At 32.6% G+C, this 24,511-nt stretch carries 23 protein-coding genes; 9 read left to right on the forward strand and 14 right to left on the reverse strand.

The genetic code is table 11. From position 1 onward, the window contains the following. Positions 1-83: 83 nt before the first annotated feature. From Z054_RS29870 to Z054_RS0103740, 5 genes are all read right to left on the reverse strand, one after another. Positions 84-617 carry an LOG family protein gene (locus tag Z054_RS29870; RefSeq protein WP_051473662.1) on the reverse strand — a complete coding sequence of 178 codons (534 nt, stop codon included), beginning with the start codon at positions 615-617 and terminating at the stop codon, positions 84-86. Between the two features lie 4 nt (positions 618-621). Then, positions 622-1,176: an NADAR family protein gene (locus tag Z054_RS0103725; RefSeq protein ID WP_024768751.1), complete on the reverse strand. Its 555-nt coding sequence runs from the start codon at positions 1,174-1,176 to the stop codon at positions 622-624. After that, on the reverse strand, positions 1,173-1,631 hold the full coding sequence (locus Z054_RS0103730; RefSeq protein WP_024768752.1) for a nucleoside 2-deoxyribosyltransferase domain-containing protein: 459 nt from the start codon (positions 1,629-1,631) through the stop codon (positions 1,173-1,175). The genes Z054_RS0103725 and Z054_RS0103730 overlap by 4 nt, the downstream gene beginning before the upstream one ends. A 49-nt stretch (positions 1,632-1,680) precedes the next feature. Beyond that, the gene (prs, locus tag Z054_RS0103735) at positions 1,681-2,508 is read right to left on the reverse strand and encodes a ribose-phosphate diphosphokinase (protein WP_024768753.1); all 828 of its coding nucleotides are present in this window, start codon (positions 2,506-2,508) and stop codon (positions 1,681-1,683) included. Positions 2,509-2,585: 77 nt separating this feature from the next. Beyond that, positions 2,586-3,266: an NUDIX hydrolase gene (locus Z054_RS0103740; RefSeq protein WP_024768754.1), complete on the reverse strand. Its 681-nt coding sequence runs from the start codon at positions 3,264-3,266 to the stop codon at positions 2,586-2,588. A 239-nt stretch (positions 3,267-3,505) separates the two neighbouring features. On the opposite strand from Z054_RS0103740, the gene Z054_RS31270 reads away from it, so the two are divergent. Further along, complete coding sequence (locus tag Z054_RS31270) at positions 3,506-3,691, forward strand: hypothetical protein (protein ID WP_152538456.1); 186 nt, start codon at positions 3,506-3,508, stop codon at positions 3,689-3,691. Positions 3,692-3,777: 86 nt separating this feature from the next. Here the strand turns inward: Z054_RS31270 and Z054_RS0103745 are convergent, their stop codons facing one another. The 6 genes from Z054_RS0103745 to Z054_RS0103770 all read right to left on the reverse strand — a co-directional run bounded on the left by Z054_RS0103745 (position 3,778) and on the right by Z054_RS0103770 (position 12,477). Continuing rightward, positions 3,778-6,045 carry an aconitate hydratase gene (locus tag Z054_RS0103745; protein ID WP_024768755.1) on the reverse strand — a complete coding sequence of 756 codons (2,268 nt, stop codon included), beginning with the start codon at positions 6,043-6,045 and terminating at the stop codon, positions 3,778-3,780. 323 nt (positions 6,046-6,368) lie between these two features. Continuing rightward, positions 6,369-6,803: a hypothetical protein gene (locus tag Z054_RS0103750; protein ID WP_152538457.1), complete on the reverse strand. Its 435-nt coding sequence runs from the start codon at positions 6,801-6,803 to the stop codon at positions 6,369-6,371. A 205-nt stretch (positions 6,804-7,008) separates the two neighbouring features. After that, on the reverse strand, positions 7,009-7,965 hold the full coding sequence (locus Z054_RS0103755) for an AAA family ATPase (protein ID WP_024768757.1): 957 nt from the start codon (positions 7,963-7,965) through the stop codon (positions 7,009-7,011). Between the two features lie 6 nt (positions 7,966-7,971). Continuing rightward, positions 7,972-9,444, reverse strand: coding sequence for a peptidylprolyl isomerase (locus Z054_RS0103760; RefSeq protein WP_241461384.1), 1,473 nt, complete (start codon positions 9,442-9,444; stop codon positions 7,972-7,974). After that, the gene (locus Z054_RS0103765) at positions 9,437-10,285 is read right to left on the reverse strand and encodes a hypothetical protein (RefSeq protein WP_024768759.1); all 849 of its coding nucleotides are present in this window, start codon (positions 10,283-10,285) and stop codon (positions 9,437-9,439) included. Before Z054_RS0103765 ends, Z054_RS0103760 begins: the two co-directional genes overlap by 8 nt. 203 nt (positions 10,286-10,488) lie before the next feature. Continuing rightward, positions 10,489-12,477: a peptidylprolyl isomerase gene (locus Z054_RS0103770; RefSeq protein WP_152538458.1), complete on the reverse strand. Its 1,989-nt coding sequence runs from the start codon at positions 12,475-12,477 to the stop codon at positions 10,489-10,491. Between the two features lie 136 nt (positions 12,478-12,613). On the opposite strand from Z054_RS0103770, the gene Z054_RS0103775 reads away from it, so the two are divergent. The 3 genes from Z054_RS0103775 (at position 12,614) to Z054_RS0103785 (ending at position 13,959) form a co-directional block, all read left to right on the forward strand. Then, positions 12,614-13,066 (forward strand): SRPBCC family protein, encoded by a 453-nt coding sequence (locus Z054_RS0103775; RefSeq protein ID WP_024768761.1) that lies wholly within the window; start codon positions 12,614-12,616, stop codon positions 13,064-13,066. Positions 13,067-13,108: 42 nt separating this feature from the next. Then, entirely contained in the window at positions 13,109-13,348 is a 240-nt protein-coding gene (locus Z054_RS0103780) for a hypothetical protein (protein WP_024768762.1), read from the forward strand. 89 nt (positions 13,349-13,437) lie between these two features. Beyond that, a complete protein-coding gene (locus Z054_RS0103785; protein ID WP_024768763.1) occupies positions 13,438-13,959 on the forward strand; it encodes an OmpH family outer membrane protein in 522 nt (173 codons plus the stop codon). A 50-nt stretch (positions 13,960-14,009) separates the two neighbouring features. Here Z054_RS0103785 and Z054_RS0103790 read toward each other — a convergent pair whose 3' ends face one another. Genes Z054_RS0103790 through guaB form a run of 3 tightly spaced genes read right to left on the reverse strand, consistent with a single transcriptional unit; the run spans position 14,010 to position 17,409 of the window. Beyond that, positions 14,010-14,849, reverse strand: coding sequence for a tetratricopeptide repeat protein (locus tag Z054_RS0103790; protein WP_024768764.1), 840 nt, complete (start codon positions 14,847-14,849; stop codon positions 14,010-14,012). Beyond that, the gene (locus Z054_RS29875) at positions 14,821-15,924 is read right to left on the reverse strand and encodes a hypothetical protein (RefSeq protein WP_024768765.1); all 1,104 of its coding nucleotides are present in this window, start codon (positions 15,922-15,924) and stop codon (positions 14,821-14,823) included. Before Z054_RS29875 ends, Z054_RS0103790 begins: the two co-directional genes overlap by 29 nt. A 9-nt stretch (positions 15,925-15,933) precedes the next feature. Continuing rightward, entirely contained in the window at positions 15,934-17,409 is a 1,476-nt protein-coding gene (guaB, locus tag Z054_RS0103800) for an IMP dehydrogenase (RefSeq protein WP_024768766.1), read from the reverse strand. 296 nt (positions 17,410-17,705) lie between these two features. Here guaB and Z054_RS0103805 point away from each other — a divergent pair, with 296 nt between their 5' ends. The 5 genes from Z054_RS0103805 (at position 17,706) to Z054_RS0103825 (ending at position 24,511) form a co-directional block, all read left to right on the forward strand. Further along, on the forward strand, positions 17,706-18,473 hold the full coding sequence (locus Z054_RS0103805) for a phosphatase PAP2 family protein (RefSeq protein ID WP_035090512.1): 768 nt from the start codon (positions 17,706-17,708) through the stop codon (positions 18,471-18,473). Between the two features lie 264 nt (positions 18,474-18,737). Further along, the gene (locus tag Z054_RS0103810; RefSeq protein ID WP_024768768.1) at positions 18,738-19,073 is read left to right on the forward strand and encodes a hypothetical protein; all 336 of its coding nucleotides are present in this window, start codon (positions 18,738-18,740) and stop codon (positions 19,071-19,073) included. 490 nt (positions 19,074-19,563) lie between these two features. Continuing rightward, positions 19,564-22,362, forward strand: a complete 2,799-nt coding sequence (locus Z054_RS0103815; RefSeq protein ID WP_161635239.1) for a T9SS type A sorting domain-containing protein — start codon at positions 19,564-19,566, stop codon at positions 22,360-22,362. A gap of 395 nt (positions 22,363-22,757) precedes the next feature. Beyond that, positions 22,758-23,795, forward strand: coding sequence for a sensor histidine kinase (locus tag Z054_RS0103820; RefSeq protein WP_024768770.1), 1,038 nt, complete (start codon positions 22,758-22,760; stop codon positions 23,793-23,795). Continuing rightward, positions 23,795-24,511: a LytR/AlgR family response regulator transcription factor gene (locus Z054_RS0103825; protein ID WP_024768771.1), complete on the forward strand. Its 717-nt coding sequence runs from the start codon at positions 23,795-23,797 to the stop codon at positions 24,509-24,511. Before Z054_RS0103820 ends, Z054_RS0103825 begins: the two co-directional genes overlap by 1 nt.

Genomic DNA, 24,511 nt, shown 5'->3' on the forward strand with positions numbered 1-24,511 from the left:
TCTTCATTACATTACAACAAAACACTCGAATTGACGCATTACTTCATTAAATTCTCATTAAATCGTTCTACATAATGTTCTTGTCATTCTTCTTGCGATATTAGTTCATTAAACTCTTCAAAATCTTTAACCACCTTAAACAAATGATGCTCATACTCTGGAATAATGGTTGATTTTAAGACTTCTATAATATTATTCCAAAAATCACCAATAAAAAATACTTTAGGTCTATGTACAGATTTATCTTTACGAATGATATCTAGTGTTAAGAACACCTCAGACAATGTCCCAATTCCTCCTTTTTGTACAATAAATATACTGGTCTCTTGTATTAACAACTCTAACCGTTCATACAATTTTTTGGTAACAACGGTTTCTGATAAAAACTTATTTCCTTTTTCTGAACCTACTTGTTTACATGTTATGCCAATAGCTTTTCCTCCTTCTATACTAGCACCTTTAGAAACTGCTTCCATCATTCCACCATATCCTCCATTTTTTATTATATATCCATTTTTGGTCAGCAAAGAGCCTATTAAAATAGTTTCTTTATACTCTATACTCTCCTGATTTTTTCCCGCCCCACCAAAGAGTGTTGCGTATTTTATCGTTTTCATCTTTTTATAATTCTTGTTTTAATTCATCTCTCACCTCCATCAAAGCAAATCCTAGTAGATTTTGCCCTCTCCATAAATTGGGGTTTTGTGCTTTTTCATTACTTTGTCCCATTCCAATTCCCCAAATTCGATCCCGTGGACTCGCTTCTACAATAACCCTATTCTTAGTATTTAATAAAAATTCTTTCATTTCAGAATGCTGAGAAAACTTATGTATATTTCCTTGTTTTACAATCTGATATTTATGTTCATCCCAAACCTTTGGATCAAAGTTTTTTACTTTTCTTCCTAGTTGTTTAGCTTCCATAGGATTTGATGATTTTAAGATTTCTTCAATTATTTCGATATCATCAAACAATCTTGCTTTTTCTACCATCATCCAATGTTCTGCAGTTCTATAATTGATATTATCAACTTTAAAAGAAGACTCCCACCATTGACTAAAACAGCTTTTTCCTATACTTCCATCTTTATTTGGAGTATGCCCCCAGAAGAATAGATACTTTAAACTTTTCCCTTTATTGAATCGTTCCTGTATATTTTGTATTGTGTATTTCATTTTAATTTTTTCTTTACTTCATTAATCAATTCCTCCAAACTATTCACTTTTTGTACTCCGTACTGCTCACAGACAACATCTACATTTCCTTTTCTCCAAAATCCTTCTGGGCAGCATACTATCAATTTATTACTCTTTGCATATAACCCTAACTCTAGTAGTGTTATAGGTGATTTTGTGTTTTTATCAAAATACATGATGATCATGTCTGCTTTTTCTAAAGCTTCTAACTCCCAAAGTACTTGTTCTTTAAAAACTGGATTATCTATCTTTTGTTCCCAACTGGCATCCCAACTCGATCTTCTGGGGTTTAACAGTGTGACATTTTCTTCTGTTAGTTTCTCTACCACCTTATCCTGCCATCTTTGAGCTACATCTAATTCTATACTTCCTGCCAGAAAAACACTTAGGTTTTTATTCAATTCTGGGGTAATTGGTGGTACTATTAAATTCATTTTTTGTTATTTTAGGATAGTATTCATTATTCACAAAATAGGTTCTGGTCTACTCTGGAATAACAGGAATTTGTACTACCTTTTCTTCATTTATATCTCTAAAGGAATTTGTTGTAAAAATGGTATCGAATGATTTGGTTAATTCTTCATACCCTTTACTAAAAATACCATGACTGATAATCAAACTTAGTTTGCCTGCATTCTTTTCTTTTAGTGCTGTTGCTAATCCTAAAAAAGTTCCTCCTCCGTCACAAATGTCATCAACAATTACACAATGTTTTCCTTCTAAATCATCTTCATATACTCTAAAACCAGACAAGGCTCCTGTTTTTACATCTCTTTTTTTAGAACATTCTACCACTTCTACTCCGCCCAGAAATTCAGATACTTTATAGATTTTTTTTAATGCTCCCCCATCAGGAGAAATTAACACTACTTCTTCTTTGATGAAATCTAAACATTGTTTGACAAATTCATAATTCTGAATCACTGTTACACGATCTAATAATGCAGGAGCTACCTCAGAATGTGGATCAAAGATTGTTACCTGATTATAGTTTTGTGCGTTAATACTATCTGCATATACTTTAACACTAAGTGATTCTCCTGTAACCATCACCCTATCTTGCCTAGCAGCAGGAAAATATGGAATAAACACATCAATCTCCTTTACATTCATTCTACGTAACGCATCGGTAGCGATCAATAATAACCCTAAGTCATTAAACGAATTGATTCGTTGCGTAATCATGATACTGTTCCCAATATTTTTATCTAAAATATTTATATGCGGTTCTCCTCCATTAAAAACAAATGATTTAAAATCAATAGATTTCTCAAAAGGTGTAAATGATGGGTCCAAATGTAAATATCTCATAATTGTGTTATTTTAATATAATATACCTTCAAATATATCTTTCTGAAAGCCAGCAGTATTGATTGTAGTGATGATAATTACTTAATATCAAATAGAAACCCCTCTTCTTTAAGTTTGAAGTATTGTTTTTTATTGAATTTAAAAAGGTTTGCCGGTCTACCTCTTCCTTCAGAGATTTTTTCGTCTAACTCCTCCAGGATTCCGAAGCTTAGTATTTTTTTTCTAAAATTTCGACGATCAATTACTTTTTGCAGAATAGTCATATATAGCTTTTCGAGATCCGAAAACAAAAACTTATCGGCAAGTAAATCAAACCCTACAGGTTCATAAGTGAGTTTATTTTGTAATCTCTTTTTTGCTGTTTCCAAAATACGAATGTGGTCAAATGCCAAATCCGGAAGTTCGGTCATATCAAACCATGCAACATCTTGAGCGTCGGTGTCTGCTTTGATTGCATAGTGTTCTGGTTTTACCAAAGCAAAATAAGTAACACTAACTACCCTATTTCTTGGATCTCTCCCCGGGTCACCAAAAGAATACAATTGTTCTAAATAGTCTATGGTTACATTAGTCTCTTCCTTAAGCTCTCTAACCACAGCCTGTTCTAAACTTTCGTTTTCCAAGACCAAACCGCCCGGCAAGGCCCAAGAACCTTTAAAAGGGTTTATATCTCTTTTTATCAATAGGACATTAAGTCTCTTGTCTTTATATCCAAAGACTACAGCATCAACAGCTACTTTTATATTTTGGCGTACCATATACGCAAATTTACATATTTCTGTTTTGGAATAAAAAAACTTATCAAGTTATATTAAGAAATAAAGAAGTCCAATGTCAAATTATTCTTTTTTCAAATTATAAATGGTATACATTCTTCTTCAAAATTAGCATTATGATAATACCAGCTATATCAATTGAATACAAAAAAGTAGTATTTTTATAGGTAAGCTCATATCCTGAGAGCTCTATAAAGTTCAGGATTATTACACAAAAGATTATGAAAAATACACTTTTAAACCTAGGAAAAAAATTATCCAGAACAGAACAAAAACAAATTAATGGTGGCGGCAATCCATGTGATACATACAATGGCCCAATAGTAGTTACCTGTAGTCAATATGAACTACTTCCTCCTCAACACAAATTTTGTGTTATGGTTAGTGTAGAGTGTTTCCCACGCTAATACGCCTTAATACAAAAAATAAAAAAACTCCCAAAGAGATTAACCTTTGGGAGTTTTTTTATTTAAAATTGCTCTTTTATGGTGTCTTAGTCATTCTGCTTCTTAATTAAGTTTAATGCAGAACCTTCTTTAAACCATTCAATTTGAGAATTATTATAGGTATGATTTAACATCGCAGTATCTTTAGATCCATCTGCATGAACAATTTCTAATGTTAATTGTTTTCCTGATGCAAATTGGTTAAGATCTGTAAAATTAAAAGTATCATCTTCTTGTATCAAATCATAATCACTTTCATTAGCAAACGTTAATCCAAGCATCCCTTGTTTCTTAAGATTTGTTTCGTGGATACGAGCGAATGATTTTACAATTACTGCACATACACCTAAATGACGTGGTTCCATTGCAGCATGTTCTCGTGATGAACCTTCTCCGTAGTTATGGTCTCCCACAACAATAGTAGGTACTCCTGCTGCTTTATATGCTCTTGCAGTATCTGGTACACCACCAAACTCTCCTGTTAATTGGTTTTTAACAAAGTTTGTTTTTTTACCAAATGCATTTACAGCACCAATTAAACAGTTATTAGAAATATTATCTAAATGACCTCTATATCGTAACCATGGTCCTGCCATAGAAATATGATCTGTAGTACATTTACCAAATGCTTTTATTAGCAATTTAGCTCCATTAATTTCACTACCTATTGGTACAAATGGTGTTAATAACTCTAATCTTTCTGAAGTTGGGCTTACTTTCACTTCTACACCACTACCATCTTCAACCGGAGCTAAATATCCATTATCTTTTACTTCAAACCCTTTTGGAGGTAGTTCCCATCCTGTTGGTTCATCGAACATTACCTCTTCTCCATTTTCGTTAATTAACTTATCGGTTAAGGGGTTGAAATCTAGTCGCCCTGCAACTGCAATTGCAGCAGTTAATTCTGGTGATGCAACAAAAGCATGTGTATTAGGGTTACCATCAGCTCGCTTAGCAAAGTTTCTATTAAAAGAATGTACGATACTATTCTTCGGAGCATTTTTAGGATCATTATATCTAGCCCATTGTCCAATACAAGGTCCACAAGCATTAGTAAATATTTTAGCATCTAGTTTTTCAAATATCCCAAGGATACCATCTCTATCTGCTGTATATCTTACTTGTTCAGAACCTGGGTTGATCCCTAATTCTGCTTTCATTTTTAAACCTTTATCCAACGCTTGTTGTGCGATTGAAGAGGCACGAGATAAATCTTCGTAAGAAGAGTTTGTACAAGAACCTATTAGTCCCCATTCTACTTGAATTGGCCAATCATTAGCTTTTGCTTTTTCTGTCATTGCACTACCAACTGCCGTCGATAAATCTGGAGTAAAAGGCCCATTTAACAATGGTCCTAATTCAGATAAATTAATTTCGATTACTTGATCAAAATATTGTTCTGGATTTGCATATACCTCAGGATCTGCTGTTAAGTGTTCTTTTACTTTGTTTGCCGCATCTGCTACATCTGCTCTTTCTGTTGCTCTCAAGTAACGTTCCATGGACTCATCATAACCAAAAGTAGATGTTGTAGCCCCTATTTCGGCACCCATATTACAAATGGTTCCTTTTCCTGTACACGACATTGATGTTGCCCCAGGTCCAAAATATTCTACTATTGCACCAGTTCCTCCTTTTACCGTAAGGATTTCTGCTACTTTTAAGATCACATCCTTAGGTGCAGTCCAACCAGATAACTTGCCTGTTAATTTTACTCCTATTAACTTAGGGAACTTCAATTCCCAAGCCATACCAGCCATAACGTCTACCGCATCTGCTCCACCAACACCAATTGCAACCATTCCTAAACCACCTGCATTTACAGTATGAGAATCTGTTCCAATCATCATTCCTCCCGGGAAAGCATAGTTTTCTAATACTACCTGATGAATAATTCCAGCTCCTGGTTTCCAGAATCCGATTCCATATTTATCAGATACAGATTCTAAGAAGTTAAATACCTCACTACTAATATCATTAGCATTTTTTAAATCTGTTGCTGCACCATCTTTTGCCTGAATCAAGTGATCACAGTGCACTGTTGTTGGTACTGCTACTTTATTTTTACCAGCTTGCATAAACTGTAATAATGCCATTTGAGCTGTCGCATCCTGACAAGCGATACGGTCTGGTGCAAAATCAACATAATCTTTACCCCGTGTGAACGCTTTTTTTGTTTTTACGTCCCACAAGTGTGAATACAAAATTTTCTCTGCCAAGGTTAAAGGTTTACCTGTAACTTCGCGTGCTGTATTAACACGGTCGGCTACCTGACTGTATACCTTTTTTATCATATCGATATCGAATGCCATCTCTAATTATTTTTTAGTATTGAAAAGTCTTGCGAAAATACGAATTTTAAAGGATTTTCTTAAATGAATACATTTAATCCCTTCTTTTTGCATTTTTAAAAAAATATAAGGCTTCATTTATTGAAATTCACAAATTAGAATTACGAAAATTACAATATCACTAAAAATTAAGATAAGAAAATACTTCGCCATTTCTTCGATTCACGAAAACGTTATAGTCATTCTTTAAAAAACGATCTAAAAAAGGTAAAAAGTGGCATAAAATAAAAAAGTGAAGCCGTATAGCTTCACTTTTTACAAATTCAAAACTTCTAATTTTGACACTAATCTTTTCTTTTTCTATGTTTTCTCTTGTTATGTTTTCTTTTTCTTATTTGCTCATATTGTTCTAATTGAGCTTCTGAGAGCGATGCTTTAAACTTTTCATTTGCATCTTTCATAATTGCTTTATGATTTTCACGCATCTCTTTTTGCGCCTCACTAAGGGTAAGCTTCAATGCTTTTCTTTTTCCCTTTCTAGAAAGATCTTCATTTTTTACAATTACCAACTGTTCTTTGGTAAAACTGGCATGCATCACCTTTCTTTGCTCTTTTCTAAGTTCTTTTTTGTTTTTTAATTCATTTTTTTGACTCTCAGAAAGACTTTCATAAAATTCTTTTCTTAATTCCTTGCGATCCATATGATTTTCCTCGGGTTGGGCTGATACTACTATAGCTCCCATAAACAAAACCATGGCACATATTATACTATTTTTCATTTGTTTCTTTTTCAATTTTTCTATATTAAACAATATTCTCTGTTGAACGTTCAATACTATGACCATTAAATATGAAAAAGGTTTAATATTAATAAAGAAAAATAATTTCTGATTATACAGGATTGATTATACACGCCGCCTCTATTGAAGATTAACTATATCAGAAATCAACAAATCCTTTGAAAGCTTTTTAACTAAGTAGTTGTTAAAACAGGCTATTAATCACATCTTCTACGCTAATGCCTTCTGCTTCTGCTTTGTAGTTTTTAATGATACGATGACGAAGAATACCCATAGCTACAGCCTGTACATCTTCTATATCTGGAGAATATTTGCCTTTGATAGCAGCATTAGCTTTGGCTGCCAGGATTAAATTTTGAGAAGCTCGCGGTCCTGCTCCCCAATCTATATAATTTTTTACTAATTCTGTTGCTGTTTCTCCATCAGGTCTTGTTTTACCTACCATGCTTACAGCATATTCAATTACATTATCTGCCACCGGAATACGGCGAATCAAATGTTGAAAATCTATAATCTCCTTAGCAGTAAATAGTGGATTAACAGTAGCGCTTGTATCTCCTGTAGTACTCTTCACAACATCTACTTCTTCCTGAAAGCTTGGATATTTAAGCTCTATAGCAAACATAAATCTATCTAGTTGCGCTTCTGGTAATGGATATGTTCCTTCTTGCTCGATTGGGTTTTGGGTTGCAAGAACAAAATATGGTAAATCTAAATTGTAATGGTGTCCAGCAACTGTTACAGATCTTTCCTGCATTGCTTCAAGAAGTGCTGCCTGGGTTTTTGGCGGAGTACGATTAATCTCATCTGCCAGAATGATATTAGAGAATATAGGTCCTTTAATAAATTTAAAATGTCTTGTTTCATCCAGTATTTCACTTCCTAATATATCACTAGGCATCAAATCAGGAGTAAACTGAATTCTTTTAAAATCTAATCCTAAAGCTTGAGAAATGGTATTAACCATAAGAGTTTTAGCAAGCCCGGGAACACCAATTAATAATGCATGACCGCCAGAAAAAACAGAAATAAGTATCTGATCGATAACTTTTTCTTGTCCAATAATGACTTTGGATATTTCTTTTTTGAGTTCTGAATGTTTTTTTACTAGTTTTTCTATAGCCGCTACGTCGTCTGACATATTATTTTATTTTTTTAACCAGTTACCACTATATTCACAGTCTCTATACTCTCCGTTTATTTTTATATAGGTATCCATTATTTTTTCGCTCTGCCACTTACGAATCGCATCAATTTGTTTTTTTCTTAATGCCAATTCTTGTATTTTAAGATAGTCATTTGCGTAATCAGCTATATGTTCATCAAACCGGTTAAGTACTGTTATTAATTTATACTTTTTTCGGCCTTGACGATCCTGATCAGGAATTACCAGAGAAACTTCATTCATTTTTAGTTTAGATACTTGATCGTACAATATAGGGTCAATTTTGGTAAGTTCAAAACGAGTATCTCCTGTGGTAGGATTAAGTAGTTGCCCTCCATCTTCACGAGTTTCTTTTTCATCACTAAATTTTCTTGCTGCCTCTTTAAATTTAATAGAACCCGAAACGATACTTGTTCGTATAGAATCTATTAATCTTTTGGCTTCATCAACTGTTTTCCTGGTTACTTCGGGAGAGAGTAGTATGTGTCTTACGTCGATTTCTTCTCCTCGTATTTTATCAACTTTTACAATATGCCATCCAAAATCAGTTTTAAATGGTTCGCTTACTTCTCCTTCTTGCAAGCTAAAAGCTACATCTTTAAATTCTTTGGCAAAGTTTGTTTTACGATCAAGAGTATATTTTCCTCCAGTAGATTTAGAACCTGGATCCTGAGAGTACAATACTGCTTTAGTAGCAAAGCTACTACCGTTCTCTACAATATCTTCTCTAAATTGATTTAATCTATCGATTACTTTTTGCTCTTCTTCCTGAGGTATTTCTGGTTCTATTACAATCTGAGCTAATTCAAGTTCTGTCCCAAAAAGTGGTCTTTCTTCTTTTGGAATGTCATCAAAAAATTCTCTGATTTCTTCAGGAGTAATCTCGATATCTTTGATAATCTTAGTTCTCATCTGTTCAGATAACCTATTTGACTTATTGATTTCAAAAAGTTCTTTTCTGAAATCTGCAACATTATCCTTTTTATAAAATTTTAATACTTTTTCTACAGTTCCCAACTCATTTGTCATATATGCCAATTGCTGGTCAACCATAGAGTTAACTTCTGCATCTCTAACTTCTATACTATCCTGAATAGCATGATGAGCATACAATTTGGCCTCAAACAAACTACCTGCAAGTTCGCAACGGCTTACATCAGAAGCAGAAACTCCTTCACTAATCAACTGTCTATAGGCAATATCTACATCACTATCCAAAATTACATTTTCTCCAATCACCGCAGCTACGCCATCTATTTTGGTCTTTTGAAACGGTACTTTTACAGTTTCTATTGGCGTATTTATAGAATCATTTACCATGGCGCTATTCTGCCCATTAATGGTATCTTGGGTTACTATGGAATCTTGTGCTACTTCTTCAATAATCTCTTGTGCATAAAATTGTGTATTTATACTAAAAGTAAGTATAGCACAAAGTACTGTAGTTTTAATCATAAACTTCAAATTGTTTGTTCTCAACTGCATCTCTTGTAATGTCTTTTTCTATTTTTTTTATTAGCTCCAACTTTCTCTTATTCAATATAATCTGCCTTATTGTAGGCTTAATATATTCTAGCGGTGCTATTTCATTACGCTTTAATACGCCTTCTATTTTCACCATATATACTCCTGTAGAATCTCTAAGTTGCATATATTTCCCATTTTTTAAGAGTTTTGACCTATCTTGTTTTTTGAGAATTGGAATCTTACTTAATACCTGATCTAACTTGATCCAAACAGAATCATTTAAAGAATATGTTAGGTATTCTATCTTTTTTCCTCTCAACTCTTCTATATCCTCTTCATTAAAACGATTGAATTGTTGCTTCGTTGCAACAATATTCGCGTAATCAGGTGGCAAATGTAAGTAACGTAATTTTACTAACTCCTCATTAAGATTAAAATTTTTCAAATTTTGATCATAATATGATTGAAGATCTTGTTCTGTGATCTCCATATTAATAGATTTATTTATCACTGCATTCTTATAAGCATTGATATATAAGGTGCTTTGATAGTTTTCTACCAAATCATTAAATTCTTCAAGTTCTTCTTGGGTAAGATTTAGTTTAGCCTTGTCGATAAACAATTGACGAGTAGCCCATGTATTAATATAATTATTAACAATATTAGTACTATCGCCCGTAGACACATCCTTTGGTACTAGTTTTTTAATATCATCTTTATATAGGTAGGTATCATTTACTCTGGCAATAGCTTCTTTTTTAATTTGATTCTTAAATTTTTGGCAAGAAACAACAACTAGCAATAGCAGTATTAATTTATAATATTTCATCTGTTTATATATAGTATTCTTTAGACGATCAGACTTATGCTGGTATAGATATGTATGAAATAACCATTTAGCTTGTAAAAAGTTATAATCATTATATCTTATTCACACATTCTCATCTTTTGAATTATCCATAAAGAAATTAATAACAGCATCCAAGAGCATATACAATTGTATTGCTCTCTAATTAAAAATTTATTAATTTTTTAAATTGATAATTCTTTTTTAGCTTTTTTTAAGATTTTCTCATTAACCTTTACCGGGTATTTTACTCTTAAATGATCTAGCCATTTATTTTCTATACTTTCCTGAAAATCATTAATCACTTCGCCCTTGGTTTCTTCAAAAGTTTTAATTCTTGAAGGTAAGATTTCTCTAACCATAATCAAAGTCTTAAAATTCTCTTCTTCCAGGAACACAATCTTCCCTTTTTCTGCAGAAAAATCTTTGGGTAATATCGCGTCTCCTTTAGCTAATTCTTCTTCTGAAAAAAGGACTAACGCTACATCTCCTTTATTGACTTCTGTTTTTATTTCTTTAATCGACTTTTTCTTCTTCAGTAATTTCTCAACCGTACTAATTGCTTCTTGTTTTGATGAAGAAGCCTTAAGAACTTTATACGCCTCATTTTGCGTATACTTGTTTTTTTGAGTCTCATAATATTTTTTAAGCCCTATAGAATCTGTTTTAGATACATTCCATATTTTAGATTCCATAAGATCGAAAAGTAAAAGTCCATCGCGATACTCTCCTATTACATTTGCAAAATCTTTATTATCTTCCTCAAGGTGCTCTTCATAATATCGAAGTAAGGTTGTTGATTCGAATCGGGTATACATTTCTTCAACAAAAGCAGAAACATCTGCATATCCTTCTATTCTTATTTGATTACTCTTCAAAAACCCAGCAAAGTCCTTATATATATATTTCTCTTTTTTAAGATTAAAGAGTTCTTTTTCTAGATTTTTGTCTTCAGGTATGTTCCATTCCTCTTTAGAAAATGTAGCTGGAAGTATTTCTTTAAAATATGCAACTGCTTTTTCATTCTTGGTGATAGCATATTTTTCCTTTAATGAATTAATAAATGAAGTAGTCACTAATTTGGACCTGCTATCTCTTTTTACTTTTTTGGTAAGTTCGTTTTTTTGTTCTTCAAAACTCTTGAGCGGGTGTTTATCTATAAGTTGGATGATATGCCAGCCATACTTAGTTTGTATTGGTGCAGAGATTTCGCCTTTTTTTTCTAAATCAAAAGCAGTTTTTTCGAATTTCTCAGAATTTAATGCTCCTTGTCCAAAACGTCTAATCTTACCTCCCTCTATTGCTGTACTCGGATCATCACTATATTGTTTTGCTAATGAAGCAAAAGAAACTCCTTGCTGAAGTTGCTGATTGATTTCCTTTATCCTTTTTTCTGCTGCTTCTGATGTTCTATTAGTATTAATAGCTACCATAATATGAGCTACAGTAACTTCTCCTAATTTTTTCTCTCTACCATTAACTTTTACAACATGGTAACCAAACTGTGTTCTGAACGGTTCTGAAATCTCCCCAACTTTAGTTACATATGCAGCTTTTTCAAATGGATACACCATTCTGAACGCAGAAAACCAACCTAAATTTCCATTGTTTTTAGCAACAGAAGGGTCTTGACTATAGGATTTAGCAACAACATCAAAAGATTCTCCGTTTATAATCTTATTTCTTGCTTCTACAATTTTTTGATATGCGGCGATAGTATCTTTTGCTAATGCATTAGGCTTTACCATAATCAAAATATGACTAGCATTTACTTGCTCAAGAGAGCGATCATAAGCTTCCTTTATTAATGCATCAGAAGTTCTGGTATCTGTAAGATATCCTTTTGCCAGTTGTTTTCTATACCCCTCTAATTCTTCTAAATACGTTTGTTTTTTGTCTAACCCAAGGTGTTTTGCTTCTCTTAACTTTAACTTATAATTAATAAACAAATTAAGATACTCGTCTATATTCTTTTGTGAATCGTCTTTAACTAAATCTATATTTTTAAGATACACTCTCTTAAACTCTGATATATACACAGGAGATTCGTCAATAGTAAATAGCACATCCTTTGATTGTTGTGCATTTGCAAGTGTAAACAAAATACTTCCTAAAAAAAATAACAGCCCCTTTTTATACATAATTTCTATATGATGAAGTTCTAAATCGAACAAAAATAATAATATTAAAATGTTTTACAAGTTCCTTGTTCTAACGATGTAAACACCCCCTATAGTATTAGCTTTTAAAATTTTTATGATCTATGTATATTGTAGCCACATTACAAAACTCACTAACAACAATCTCATCATGGAATATACACTCGACATCGAAATAAAATTACCTAGAAATCAAGTGATTGAAAAATTTAACAATGAAGAAAACATAAAACACTGGCAAAAGGGCTTTGTAAGTATGGAGCACTTAAGTGGTGTAAAAGGAAAAACCGGAGCAATCTCAAAGCTTACCTATAAAATGGGCAAACGAGAAATTGAAATGATAGAAACAATCACTTTATTCGATCTTCCTGAGTCGTTTCACCTTACTTTTGATGCGAAAAACGTATATAACATTCAGGAAAATTATTTCGAAGAACTCTCAAACGGAAATACGAAATGGACCTCTAAAAACGAATTTAAATTTAATGGTTTCATGAAACTTATGGGATTTCTTATGCCTGGTGCTTTCAAAAAACAATCATGTGCATACATGGAAGATTTTAAAGCTTTTGCAGAAGAAGGAAAAAGCGTATTAGATAATTAATTCACAAAAACATTTTTGACGTCTATAAAATTGACGATTATTTTGGAAAGAAAAATAAAATTAATTTGGGATTTTAGAGGCCCTGCTGCAAGTAAAACTGCACAACATCACGAAATCCATCTTAAGGAATATATTACTTCAGAAAAATTAACTCTTGATATTACGGGATATCAGGATCTCAATGACCTACACAGTTTGGCATATCTGGTTGTTACCGATTCTGAAATGAAAAAGGTACGTGATGCTTTAAAACCTCATCGGGGACAACTCTATGAAGGATAGATTTTTAAAAAAAATAATTCGTGGCACGTATATTGTCTAAGACCTTATATATTTGCAAAAAATAGAAAATAAAAAAACAAAAAAGTAAAATGAAAAAAATAATATTATCAATCTTAATATTGATCGTTAGTTTTCAATTAAATGCACAATCCAAAACCGGAACTATAGATTCTGAGTATATTCTTTCTCAAATGCCAGAACTTACCAAGGTTCAGGAAGATTTAAAAGCCTATAATGGTAAAATGGAAGGTGATTTAAAAGTAAAAGTAGAAGCATACCAAGCTAAAGTGAAAGAATACCAAGACAAGGTAGCTTCTTTTACCGAGGCTATTAAAAAAACAAAGCAGGAAGAAATCATTGCTTTAGAAAATGATATTGCAAAATTTCGTCAGAATGGTAGTAAATTAATACAAATAGAACAAAATAGATTATTACAACCTCTATATCAAAAAATTGGGCAAGCACTAGAAGAAGTTGCTAAAACTGAAGGATATGCTCAAGTATTTACTATTACCACAAGTGGTTTAGCATATGTTGATCCTAAATTCGACGTAACTAAAACAGTAATGACAAAATTAGGAATCACGATAAAAGAAGCTCCTAAAAAATAAAACACAGCATTATATTATAATAAAAAAACGTATCAATTGATACGTTTTTTTTATAACTCGTTACTAGCAATTTCCTTTAGTTTATCCTCTACCTGCATCAAGTATATCTCATTATATACTTCTTTATAAGGATCAGAAGCTTTGTATCCTTGTTTGATTAGTTTTTTTGATTGTTCAATTGCCAATATTGCCTCTTCTTTATTGTCCATTTCTAATAAAGCAAGTCCCTTATAGTAATATCCCATAGAAGATTTATCATATAGCTTGATTGCCATATCAAAATCGGCAATAGCTTCTTTGTACATTTTTTGATGCGTATAACTAATCCCTCTATATACATAAGCAGATACTTTTACATAATCTCCTTCTTCTTCTATTGCATTCGTAAATTCTAGTATTGCGTCTTCATGTCTTTCTAACGCTTGTAACACTTCTCCTTTTAATGAATTAACATTCTCTCCCCAGGCATAATCCGTCTTATCCGGAGTATAGTCATCATATTGATTAAGGTATCGTAAGGCTCGATCATAATCTTTATATAAATCTGTCATTAGCCAAGATGTGTAGTATAGCGTTTCTTTTGGATCAAGTTCCATTGCTTTTTCAAGTAAAGGAATAGCGATATGATAATCTCCTATCTTACTATTTGCTATTGATTTTTCGATGTAATAATCTGCAATATCAGGGTTTAAAGCAATTAACGTATCTAAATATGCCTGTTCATTTATCGCTCCTTGAAAAGACCATTTCTTTTCATACTCCAAACGTTTAGTTTCTTCGGACTTTTGCTCTTCTGTCCATTCTGAATAGTCTACAACTTTCCCCTCTCGACAAGAATACATCAAACTGATAAGACAAACATTAAGGATATATACGAATAATCTTTCCATTTTTAATTCTAAAACTTAAGTAAATATAGGTATCTATGTCTTTGTCACTTTTTGGTTTCCTACCTGGTATCCAATCCTGTAAGCCTTTTGTAATTTCAAGAATCTGATTAGCTACTTCTGCTGAAAACTCCTTATGTTGGTAATTAGTATCAAATGCCTGTGTTTCATACATCCCAGCCTTTCCTTCGCAATTAACTACAAATCGAACCTGAAATATCCCCGATTCTGCATTGCCATCGGGCTCCTTATAGTTCTCTTTAAAAATCTTTCTTATATGATAAAGACCTCCTTTATATGCTGTTCCCTGATAATAATACCTATCTCCAGGAAAATTCTTGTTAATGTACTGATTACAAAGCTGAAATAATACTGGTTTCATCTCGGTATCTGATCTTGGAACAGGTGTGTATTGTATTTTTTTAAACTCTCCATCCCTAAAACCAAAAGTATAGATACCATCTTCATCATATGAAAGTACTTGTTCCCAAAACTGATAATTCTGATCACATGCTAATTGATTTCCTTTTTTGATAAGAAATAAAGCATTCTGAAAAGTAATGAATTCATAACAATAAGTATAATACTCATAACTATTGGCATTTATGAATTGTAATTTTTTTTCTTCTTTACTAAATCTAAAAATCCCAGTTTCTTCATTTATTTTCCAATCTTTGGATGACAAAAAGTCTTCAAACTCCTGAACATTAATAGCCTTTGCAGCAATCAAACGATGTGCTTCGATTTTATCAAGAAAATTTAACTGATCATTTTTTATATGAAATTTACGAACAGGGTAAGAAGTCGTATCTAGTGTAATAGAATCCTTAGAAAATTGTATACTGTTTTTAAAGAATATAGTACCGCTCAATTTTTTGAAGTGAAGCGTATCCTTTTTAAATTCCAGCACATAATTACTAGGCAAATAAAAATCCCTATCATATTTAAATGCTCCTCCTATCCAAGTCCCCTGAATCGAGTTTTCATCAATAGGTAATATTTCTTTTTGCTTACATGAGTTTAGACCAATAATAAATATTCCTAAAAGGAGATATATTATTTTGTCTTGGTATTTCATATTTAGCTATTATCTTCTGCTATAGTTAGGTGCTTCTTTGGTAATAGTTACATCATGTGGGTGACTTTCATTAATACCACTAGCAGTAATCTTCACGAAACGACCATTTTCCTGTAGTGTAGAAATATCTTTTGCTCCGCAATATCCCATACCGGCACGTAATCCTCCTATAAATTGATGTATACTCTCTACAAGATCTCCTTTATAGGCTACTCTACCTACTATCCCTTCTGGAACCAGTTTTTTAATATCGTCTTCAACATCCTGAAAATATCGATCTTTAGAACCTTTCTTCATAGCTTCTACAGATCCCATACCTCTATAGGTTTTAAATTTTCTTCCTTCGTAAATCACTGTTTCTCCCGGAGATTCTTTCGTTCCTGCAAGAAGTGAACCTAACATAACTGTATCTGCTCCTGCAGCTATAGCTTTTGGAATATCTCCCGTATATCTAATACCTCCATCTGCAATCACAGGAACTCCAGATCCTTTTATCGCATTAGCTACTTCTAATACTGCAGAAAACTGGGGAAATCCTACACCTGCTACTACTCTTGTAGTGCATATAGATCCAGGACCAATTCCTACTTTAACTGCATCAGCACCTGCTTCTACCAAATATTTTGCAGCTTCTCCAGTCGCAATATTCCCTACAACTACTTCTAATTCTGGGAACTTTGCTTTTACTTCTTTTAATACTGCAACTACACCTTTGGTATGCCCATGTGCTGTATCAATAACTACAGCATCTACTCCAGATTTTACTAAAGCTTCTGCTCGCTCAATAGCGTCACCGGTAACTCCAATAGCAGCTGCTACACGCAAACGTCCTAACTTATCTTTATTTGCATTTGGTTTTAAAGTCAGTTTAGTAATATCTCTAAAAGTAATCAAACCAACTAATGTATTCTCTTTATCTATTACAGGTAATTTTTCGATCTTATTATTTTGCAAAATTACTTCTGCTTGCTGTAATGATGTTCCTTCTCCTACTGTAACCAGGTTTTTACTAGTCATTACTTCGGATATAGGCCGTTGATCATTTTTCTCAAAACGAAGATCTCTATTGGTAACAATACCAATCAATTTATAATGATCATCTACAATTGGAATCCCACCAATGCTATGCTCTCGCATATTGTTTTTGGCATCAATCACCTTAGCATCCAGAGGTAATGTTACCGGATCGATAATCATACCGCTTTCTGCACGTTTTACTTTGCGTACTTTAATTGCCTGTTCTTCGATAGTCATGTTTTTATGTAACACTCCTATCCCACCTTCTTGAGCCATAGCAATAGCCATACGACTTTCTGTAACAGTATCCATTGCTGCAGAAACGATAGGAACATTAAGTATAATATTTTTTGTAAACTTAGTCCTGATACTCACCTCTCTGGGTAGAACTTCAGAAAAAGCAGGGACTAGAAGAACATCGTCATAGGTTAAACCTTCTCCAACGATTTTGGATTCATGTGCTGTCATCGCAATTAAAATTTAATTGCGTGCAAATGTACGTCTTTTTTAAGGAATATTAACCCTATACCTTTTTATTTTGATAATCAAGATCACTTATACTACCGGTTTACTTTAATAAGCAGTATACAGAGTAATCTACAAAATGTTAAAGTACTAGTATTTTTATAGCAATTGTTAATTATTTATTAACAAAATGAATTTTATTAACATAATTTTAGTAATTATACAGTATATTTATTTTGTTAGGTTTTTTTGATATCAAGTATATCAAAACTATCTACAGCCCCAAAAAGAATTATTGTATGAGAACTATGCTAACCCTGGCATTGATATTTTTATATATCAATATTGCCAATGCTCAATTTACTGATGCCCCATTTACCAATTCAACATTTACGAATTCTAGTCAGATAGAATTTAAACCAGAGAAAACTTTATTTAGTAAAAGAATCATACCCGTAGCGTTAATTGCTACTGGTATTCTTTTATCTACAACCAGCTTTGAGAAATCATTTCAGAAAGATCTTAGAAATATGGTCGGTGATGATTTTTATTTTGGCATGGATGATTACACCAGGTATGCTCCCGTTGTAGAAATGTATGCTGCCGATATTTTAGGAGCAAAGTCAAAAAGTCATTGGTTTGACCAAACCAAAAATCTTATTCTTTCATCTCTCATAAGTAATGGTGCATCTTCATTATTAAAGAGAGAGGTTCACAAATACAGACCGGGAGGTTCTACAAACGCTAATTCTTTTCCATCGGGACATACTACTACAGCATTTACTACAGCCACGGTATTATATGAAGAGTTTAAAAACACCAATCCTCTTTTAGCATATAGTGGTTACTTTTTTGCTATTACTACAGGAAGTTTAAGAATGCTTAATAATATGCATTACCTCTCTGATGTTTTGGTTGGAGCTGGTATAGGAATATTGTCTGTAAAACTGGTATACCATTTTAATCATCTTATCTCCTGGAATCCTTTCAAAAAACTGGATGGAATAGCTTTTGCTCCACAATTCAGTGAAAAATCTGTAGGGTTTTATCTTTCGAGAACTTTCTAAGATAAGAGAAGTTCTTATAAAAAATGTAAAGATTCTAAAAAAACAAATTCCACATTGTTTTAATAAGTCAAAGTAGTATATAAAATGTATCATTAGTATGCACTTTGGTCTTAATTATTACATCATACAATTATGGATGATCCACCCAACAAGGGGTAATATCCCCTACTCAGAATCCGTGTTTTCCCTCTATTTTGATAACACCTAATACACTACTTTTGAATAAACAAAACAGTCTAACTCATATTTCAAAATTTATAAATAATGATTGTTTCACACAAAGTAGAAAGTTATAGTCTTCAAATTGTTAGTAATTATGCTGGCGGTGGCGGTTACCAAATGGGGTTCGTATACCTTTATGGACAAAGTCAAGAATATGTAGGGCATTTAGCTATTATTAAAAACGAAAAGACATTGCCCGAAAATAAACAACATAGCAATGGTAGTATAGTACTCTATTTTCATGAAACAAAATTACAATCTATTCTTGAAACCCTTAGAAGTGAAAGTCCTGTATCAATTAAATTTAATACTAGTTCTAAATGGGGATCAATCGAAACAGGCAAAGAAACAGTAGGAAATGGGGAACTTGCTGCTTAGTACCCAAAAGATCTGAAAAACAACAAAGTACCATTACTCTCAATTAACACATGGGCCAACCAGAAATGAGAGTTCTAAAAAATACAAATTGTGAAGAATGTAATTGGTTCACAATCTGGTGACAGTGGAAGTGTGTTAAATTAAATGGAATCTACAATTTTTCAGGTCTTTTGGATACTTTATCTTCTAATAACGGATAGGTTCTTTTCTAAAAAAAATGTTATATATAAAACCATTCTATTTATTCCAATATAAATTTAGAGATACAATTTCTTAATCAATTGGTTATATTTACAAAAATCATTTTAATTTATAACTACAATACATCAAAGTGAGTTCTTTTGATGTTCTGTATTTTTATAATATTTCATGATATATAATCAGTATTCTTAATGTAAACAGCATTAATATTCTGATATAGTAAATACAACCTAATCTTACACTCTGTAGAATGAAAACACAAACTACAAACTACCGCATAATAACAATTATGTTAACTATAATTCTATGCGGATGGTTATTATATTATAATATAGAAACTACTAACACTAGAGAAGAACATGAGGCATTTTTGAATAACACCTATCAAAAAGCACATGTAACACAAGGAGAGTTAAACAGTAAGAAGCCTGACAGACCAGATTTTGCTGCACTTCACGAATATCTTACTACTCTAGATCCGACAACAAAAAATGTACCTAAAGAGCGTTTATTAAAATCATTTCAATTTACCAAAGCACAAGCACTTAAGAGTAAATTATTACAAAAAAACAGTAGTGATCAAATACAATGGAAAAATATCCCTGCTAATATATCGGGTAGAATTCGAAAAATAGTCTTTGATCCTTCAGACGCAACACATAAGAAAATATGGGGAGGATCGGTTACTGGTGGACTGTGGTATAATAATGATATTACAAATCCAGAATCTTCCTGGGAAAATGCATCTGGTTTTTTTGAAAATCTGGCTGTAGGTGCCATTACTTTTGATCCTGATAACAGTAATACGATGTATGTGGGAACGGGAGAATCTTATACAGCTGTAAATATTTATCGGGAATCCTCTGGTCGTGGTACAGGTATATGGAAATCTGTTGATCATGGTGAAACCTGGCAGCTTTTACCATCAAGTACTGATTTTGCTTATGTAAACGGTATTCTGGTTAGAAATGAAGCTGGTACAAGTGTACTCTATGCTGCAGTTGCTTCGGGAACCTATAAAGGAGCTCCACATGGATCTAATAGTACCAATGGATTATATCGATCAATAGATGGTGGTACTAACTGGGTACAAGTGCTTCCGAATATAGTAGGAGATACTACACCATATGCTCCATCAGACATACAAGAAGTTGATGGAGGAAAGCTTCTCGTCGGTACAATGCGAAATGTAGATGAAAATGGAGCCGGTGTTATACTTAGTTCTTTAAATGGAACTGATTGGACTATTGATGATTCTTTTGCAACAAGCAGATTTGATCCCTTAAGTGATCTTTACCCAGGTAGAATAAAATTTGCAGTTGCTCCTTCTAATCCAAAGAGAGTTTATGCTATTATAAGTGGAGGATTCAAATTCCCGTCGGGATTCATAAGAGATTCGAGTAGTTTTTGTATTCTTTTGCAATCTTTTGATGCTGGTAGCACTTGGTCAGAATTTGCAGGTCCGAGTAGAGATTTGGGCTGGGGAGCCTGGGGGTCGCTTACCTGGCATGCCATGGCTATAGGAGTAGATGCCAATGATGAAAACACGATCATGATTGGTGGCTTTAATAGTTTTAAATTAACAGGAACTGATACTGCTGATACTACAGATGCTAGTGCTTTACGATGGCAATCAGTTTCTTACTGGATAGCAAATCGTCATAAATTCCCAAAATATGTTCATGCAGATCAACATACTATTATATATAGACCAGGTTCTTCTGATGAAGTTCTTATTTCTACAGACGGAGGTGTATTCTATTCAAATAATATGACCACTTCTAATGTAGCCGAATTTGATAACTTTTTAAATATATTTCCTTCCTTTTTTGATGTAAATAAAGGCTTAAATACTATTCAATACTATACTGTTGGTATTCACCCGGGAAAAGGAATTGATATTTATTATGGAGGAACGCAGGATAATGGTACACTACGATATGATGGTAATCCTATTGATGTGACCGATATGGTAAGTGGTGGAGATGGTGTATTTGCGTTTGTTGATAAAAACGAACCCCATATTAGGATAACTTCTGTATATCATAATCAATATTTTATCAGCAGGGATGCTGGCGAAAATTTTACTTATTTTGGTTCATTGAGTGGTACTTTTATCAATGCAACAGATTACAACTCTCAAACCAATACAATTTTTGCAAACGCAATGGGGCTTGGTGGTGCAATTTCCTCAACAGATAATCAACATATTGATGAGTTATTAACAATTGAGATAAAAAGTGATACTATACTTTCAAAATTTACACCGCTAAACACAGGATCGACTGTACCCTACTCTAGCGTAAAAGTATCGCCATATGACAAAACAAGAACTTCGACATTATTTATTGGTACTCAATCTGGTAAATTATTTAAAGTAACAAACGCGCAGAGTGATACCCCTACAGCTATAGAGATCGGCAGTAATTCATTTCCTCCTGCCACTATATCCAGTATTGATATCGGTGAAACAGAAGATGAAATTTTGATTACTTTTTCTAATTATGGCATTAGTTCTGTTTGGTATAGTGATAATGGTGGATCCTCGTGGATTGAAAAAGAAAATAACTTACCTGATATGCCTGTACGATGGGGATTATTCAATCCTTTTGATAGGTCTCAGGTACTATTAGCGACAGAAATTGGTGTGTGGGCTACAGATGATATAAAATCAAGTGAAGTTGAATGGTTTCCCAAAAATGAAACCCTTGCTAATGTAAGAACAGATATGATTGCCATACGAGAATCAGATGCAAAAATTGTAGCAGCTACTCATGGCCGAGGAATGTTTGAAGCAACGCTAAATGTAAAAGACAATCCAACTAGTCCTCCTATTGTAGAGAAGGAGATGTTTTCTATTTACCCTAATCCAACTCAAAACACATTTACAATTAGCTCAATACAAAAAAATATCATTGTATATCAAGGTGAAATTTTCACAGTTGGTGGTAGACTTGTAGAAAAATTTACATACACTTCTGGTGAGGAAGAGAATATTGACATTAGTCGTTATAGACCTGGGATTTATCTTATAAACATTGAAGGAAATGATGGTTCACAAATTGTAACTAAAATGGTAAAACAATAGAATTGATTTTTACAGTAACGGGTATCGCATTGGTTCTTATTTCATTATCCTCTTCTATCCTTTTTTCATGAAAACAAAAAAACGGAGTAAGTACTTAAACTTACTCCGTTTTCAAAAATGGTTTACGTTTAGTTATATAAAATGCAATTATAACTAAGCAACAAATATAGTTTTTTATCAGGGAATCATATAAAAAATACGGCCTAAGAAAGAAATAGCAAGTGTAACTAACCTTTATTATATAGGCTATAAACACATTACATCAGCATATATTTCTATATTTCATCGAGCAAGAGGTGTTGTTGAGAGAAAATAATAGCCCAATACCCATAATTTAACGATATTACGATCCATTTTATCCTGTTTGGGATATACTTAAATGCATCTACATTACTATGACAACTTCTATATTTTTTAAAAATCGAACCTTAAAACATATCGTTTTTTGGATTCTTTATTTATTGATTTGGATATTGATGGATGTAATGTATGGTGCTTCTTTGATAAAAGCTTCTTATAAGTACCTGGGTTGTTTATTAGAAATTCCATTTTATTATATACATATGTATTACTTGTGGCCTAAGTATATTAGCACCAAACGCTATGCATATTATTTTCTGGCTTTCATTCCTCTTCTTATTATAAACTCATTACTTGTAAAACTTTTTCAATATTACTTTATCTATCCGGTTTTATTAGACATACCAAAACTTCCTTCTGATTATTTTTCTTTTCCCAGAATACTAGATTTTGCAAGAGCAATATTATTATGGTTTGGTCCTCCTACTGCTATTAAGATTTTACAGGATTACTACGAAAATAAGATCAACTTAGAAAAAATAAAAAAAGAACAAAAGATCAGTGAATTGAATTTTCTGAGATCACAAATGAATCCTCATTTCCTTTTTAATACATTAAACAATCTGTATTCATTATCATTAAAAGGTTCAAAAAAAACTCCAGAAGCCCTATTACAGCTATCAAACCTATTATCATATACCATATATGAGGGCAGTGAAGACAAAATTTCTTTAGAAAAGGAGATACATCACTTGCATGATTATATTGAATTAGAGAAGTTACGTTTTGGAAATCGTTTGAATCTACAGATGGAAATCTCTGGTAATTTTAGCGGTGTGATGATCACTCCTCTTATCTTAATTCCTATAGTCGAAAATGCTTTTAAACATTGCTCTTTGAATGAAAGAGGAGATGTAGATATACAAATAAAAATAGCGGTTACTAATGATGAATTACATATCAGCACTATCAATCCTGTAGGAAACTCTGTAAAAGAAAGTAATAAAAACGGAATAGGTGTTCAAAATTTATCTAAAAGATTACAGATTATTTACCCTCAAAAACATACCTTTAGGTTAGAAGAACGTGCGCATAAGTTTTATGTCGACCTAAGTATACAATTAGAAAATTGATGAGTACTATAAAATGTATTATTGTAGATGATGAGCCATTAGCTCAGGATGTTATTTCTGATTACATCAGCAGGTTAGATTTTTTATCCGAAGTTGGAAAATTTGATGATGCTTTATCTGCTATTGAATTTTTGAATACCGAAACAATCGATCTTATTTTTCTAGATATACAAATGCCTATGCTAAATGGGATCAATTTTTTAAAAGCTGTCTCTTCTCCTCCTAAGGTTATTTTTACAACAGCACATCGTCATTATGCTGTTGACGGCTTTGAGCTTAATGCTGTTGATTATCTAATAAAACCAATTCCCTTTTATCGCTTTGTACAAGCTATTGAAAAAATAAGAGCACATACAGATCAACCCATAAAAATTCCAGAAACTTCTCCTGGCGCTGCTTTTTTTAAGGTAGATAACAAAAAAATAAAGGTGTATTATACTGATATTCTTCTAATTGAAAGCTTAAAAGATTATATTAAAGTAGTACTAAAAGACAGGTTTTTTGTTACTTATCAAACCCTTTCGGGAATGTTAGAACTATTACCATCGTCTCAGTTTGTACAGGTTCACAAATCTTTTATAGTAAACTTTCACTATATAAGTGTTATACAAGGAAATGTATTAGAAATAAATGATCATACCATCCCGATGGGAAGAAGTTATAGAGATCAGGCTTTGGAAAAAATATACCTGACCGGAAAAAAGGTTTGGAAATAA

It is taken from the genome of Aquimarina macrocephali JAMB N27 (assembly GCF_000520995.1).
Lineage (GTDB): Bacteria > Bacteroidota > Bacteroidia > Flavobacteriales > Flavobacteriaceae > Aquimarina > Aquimarina macrocephali.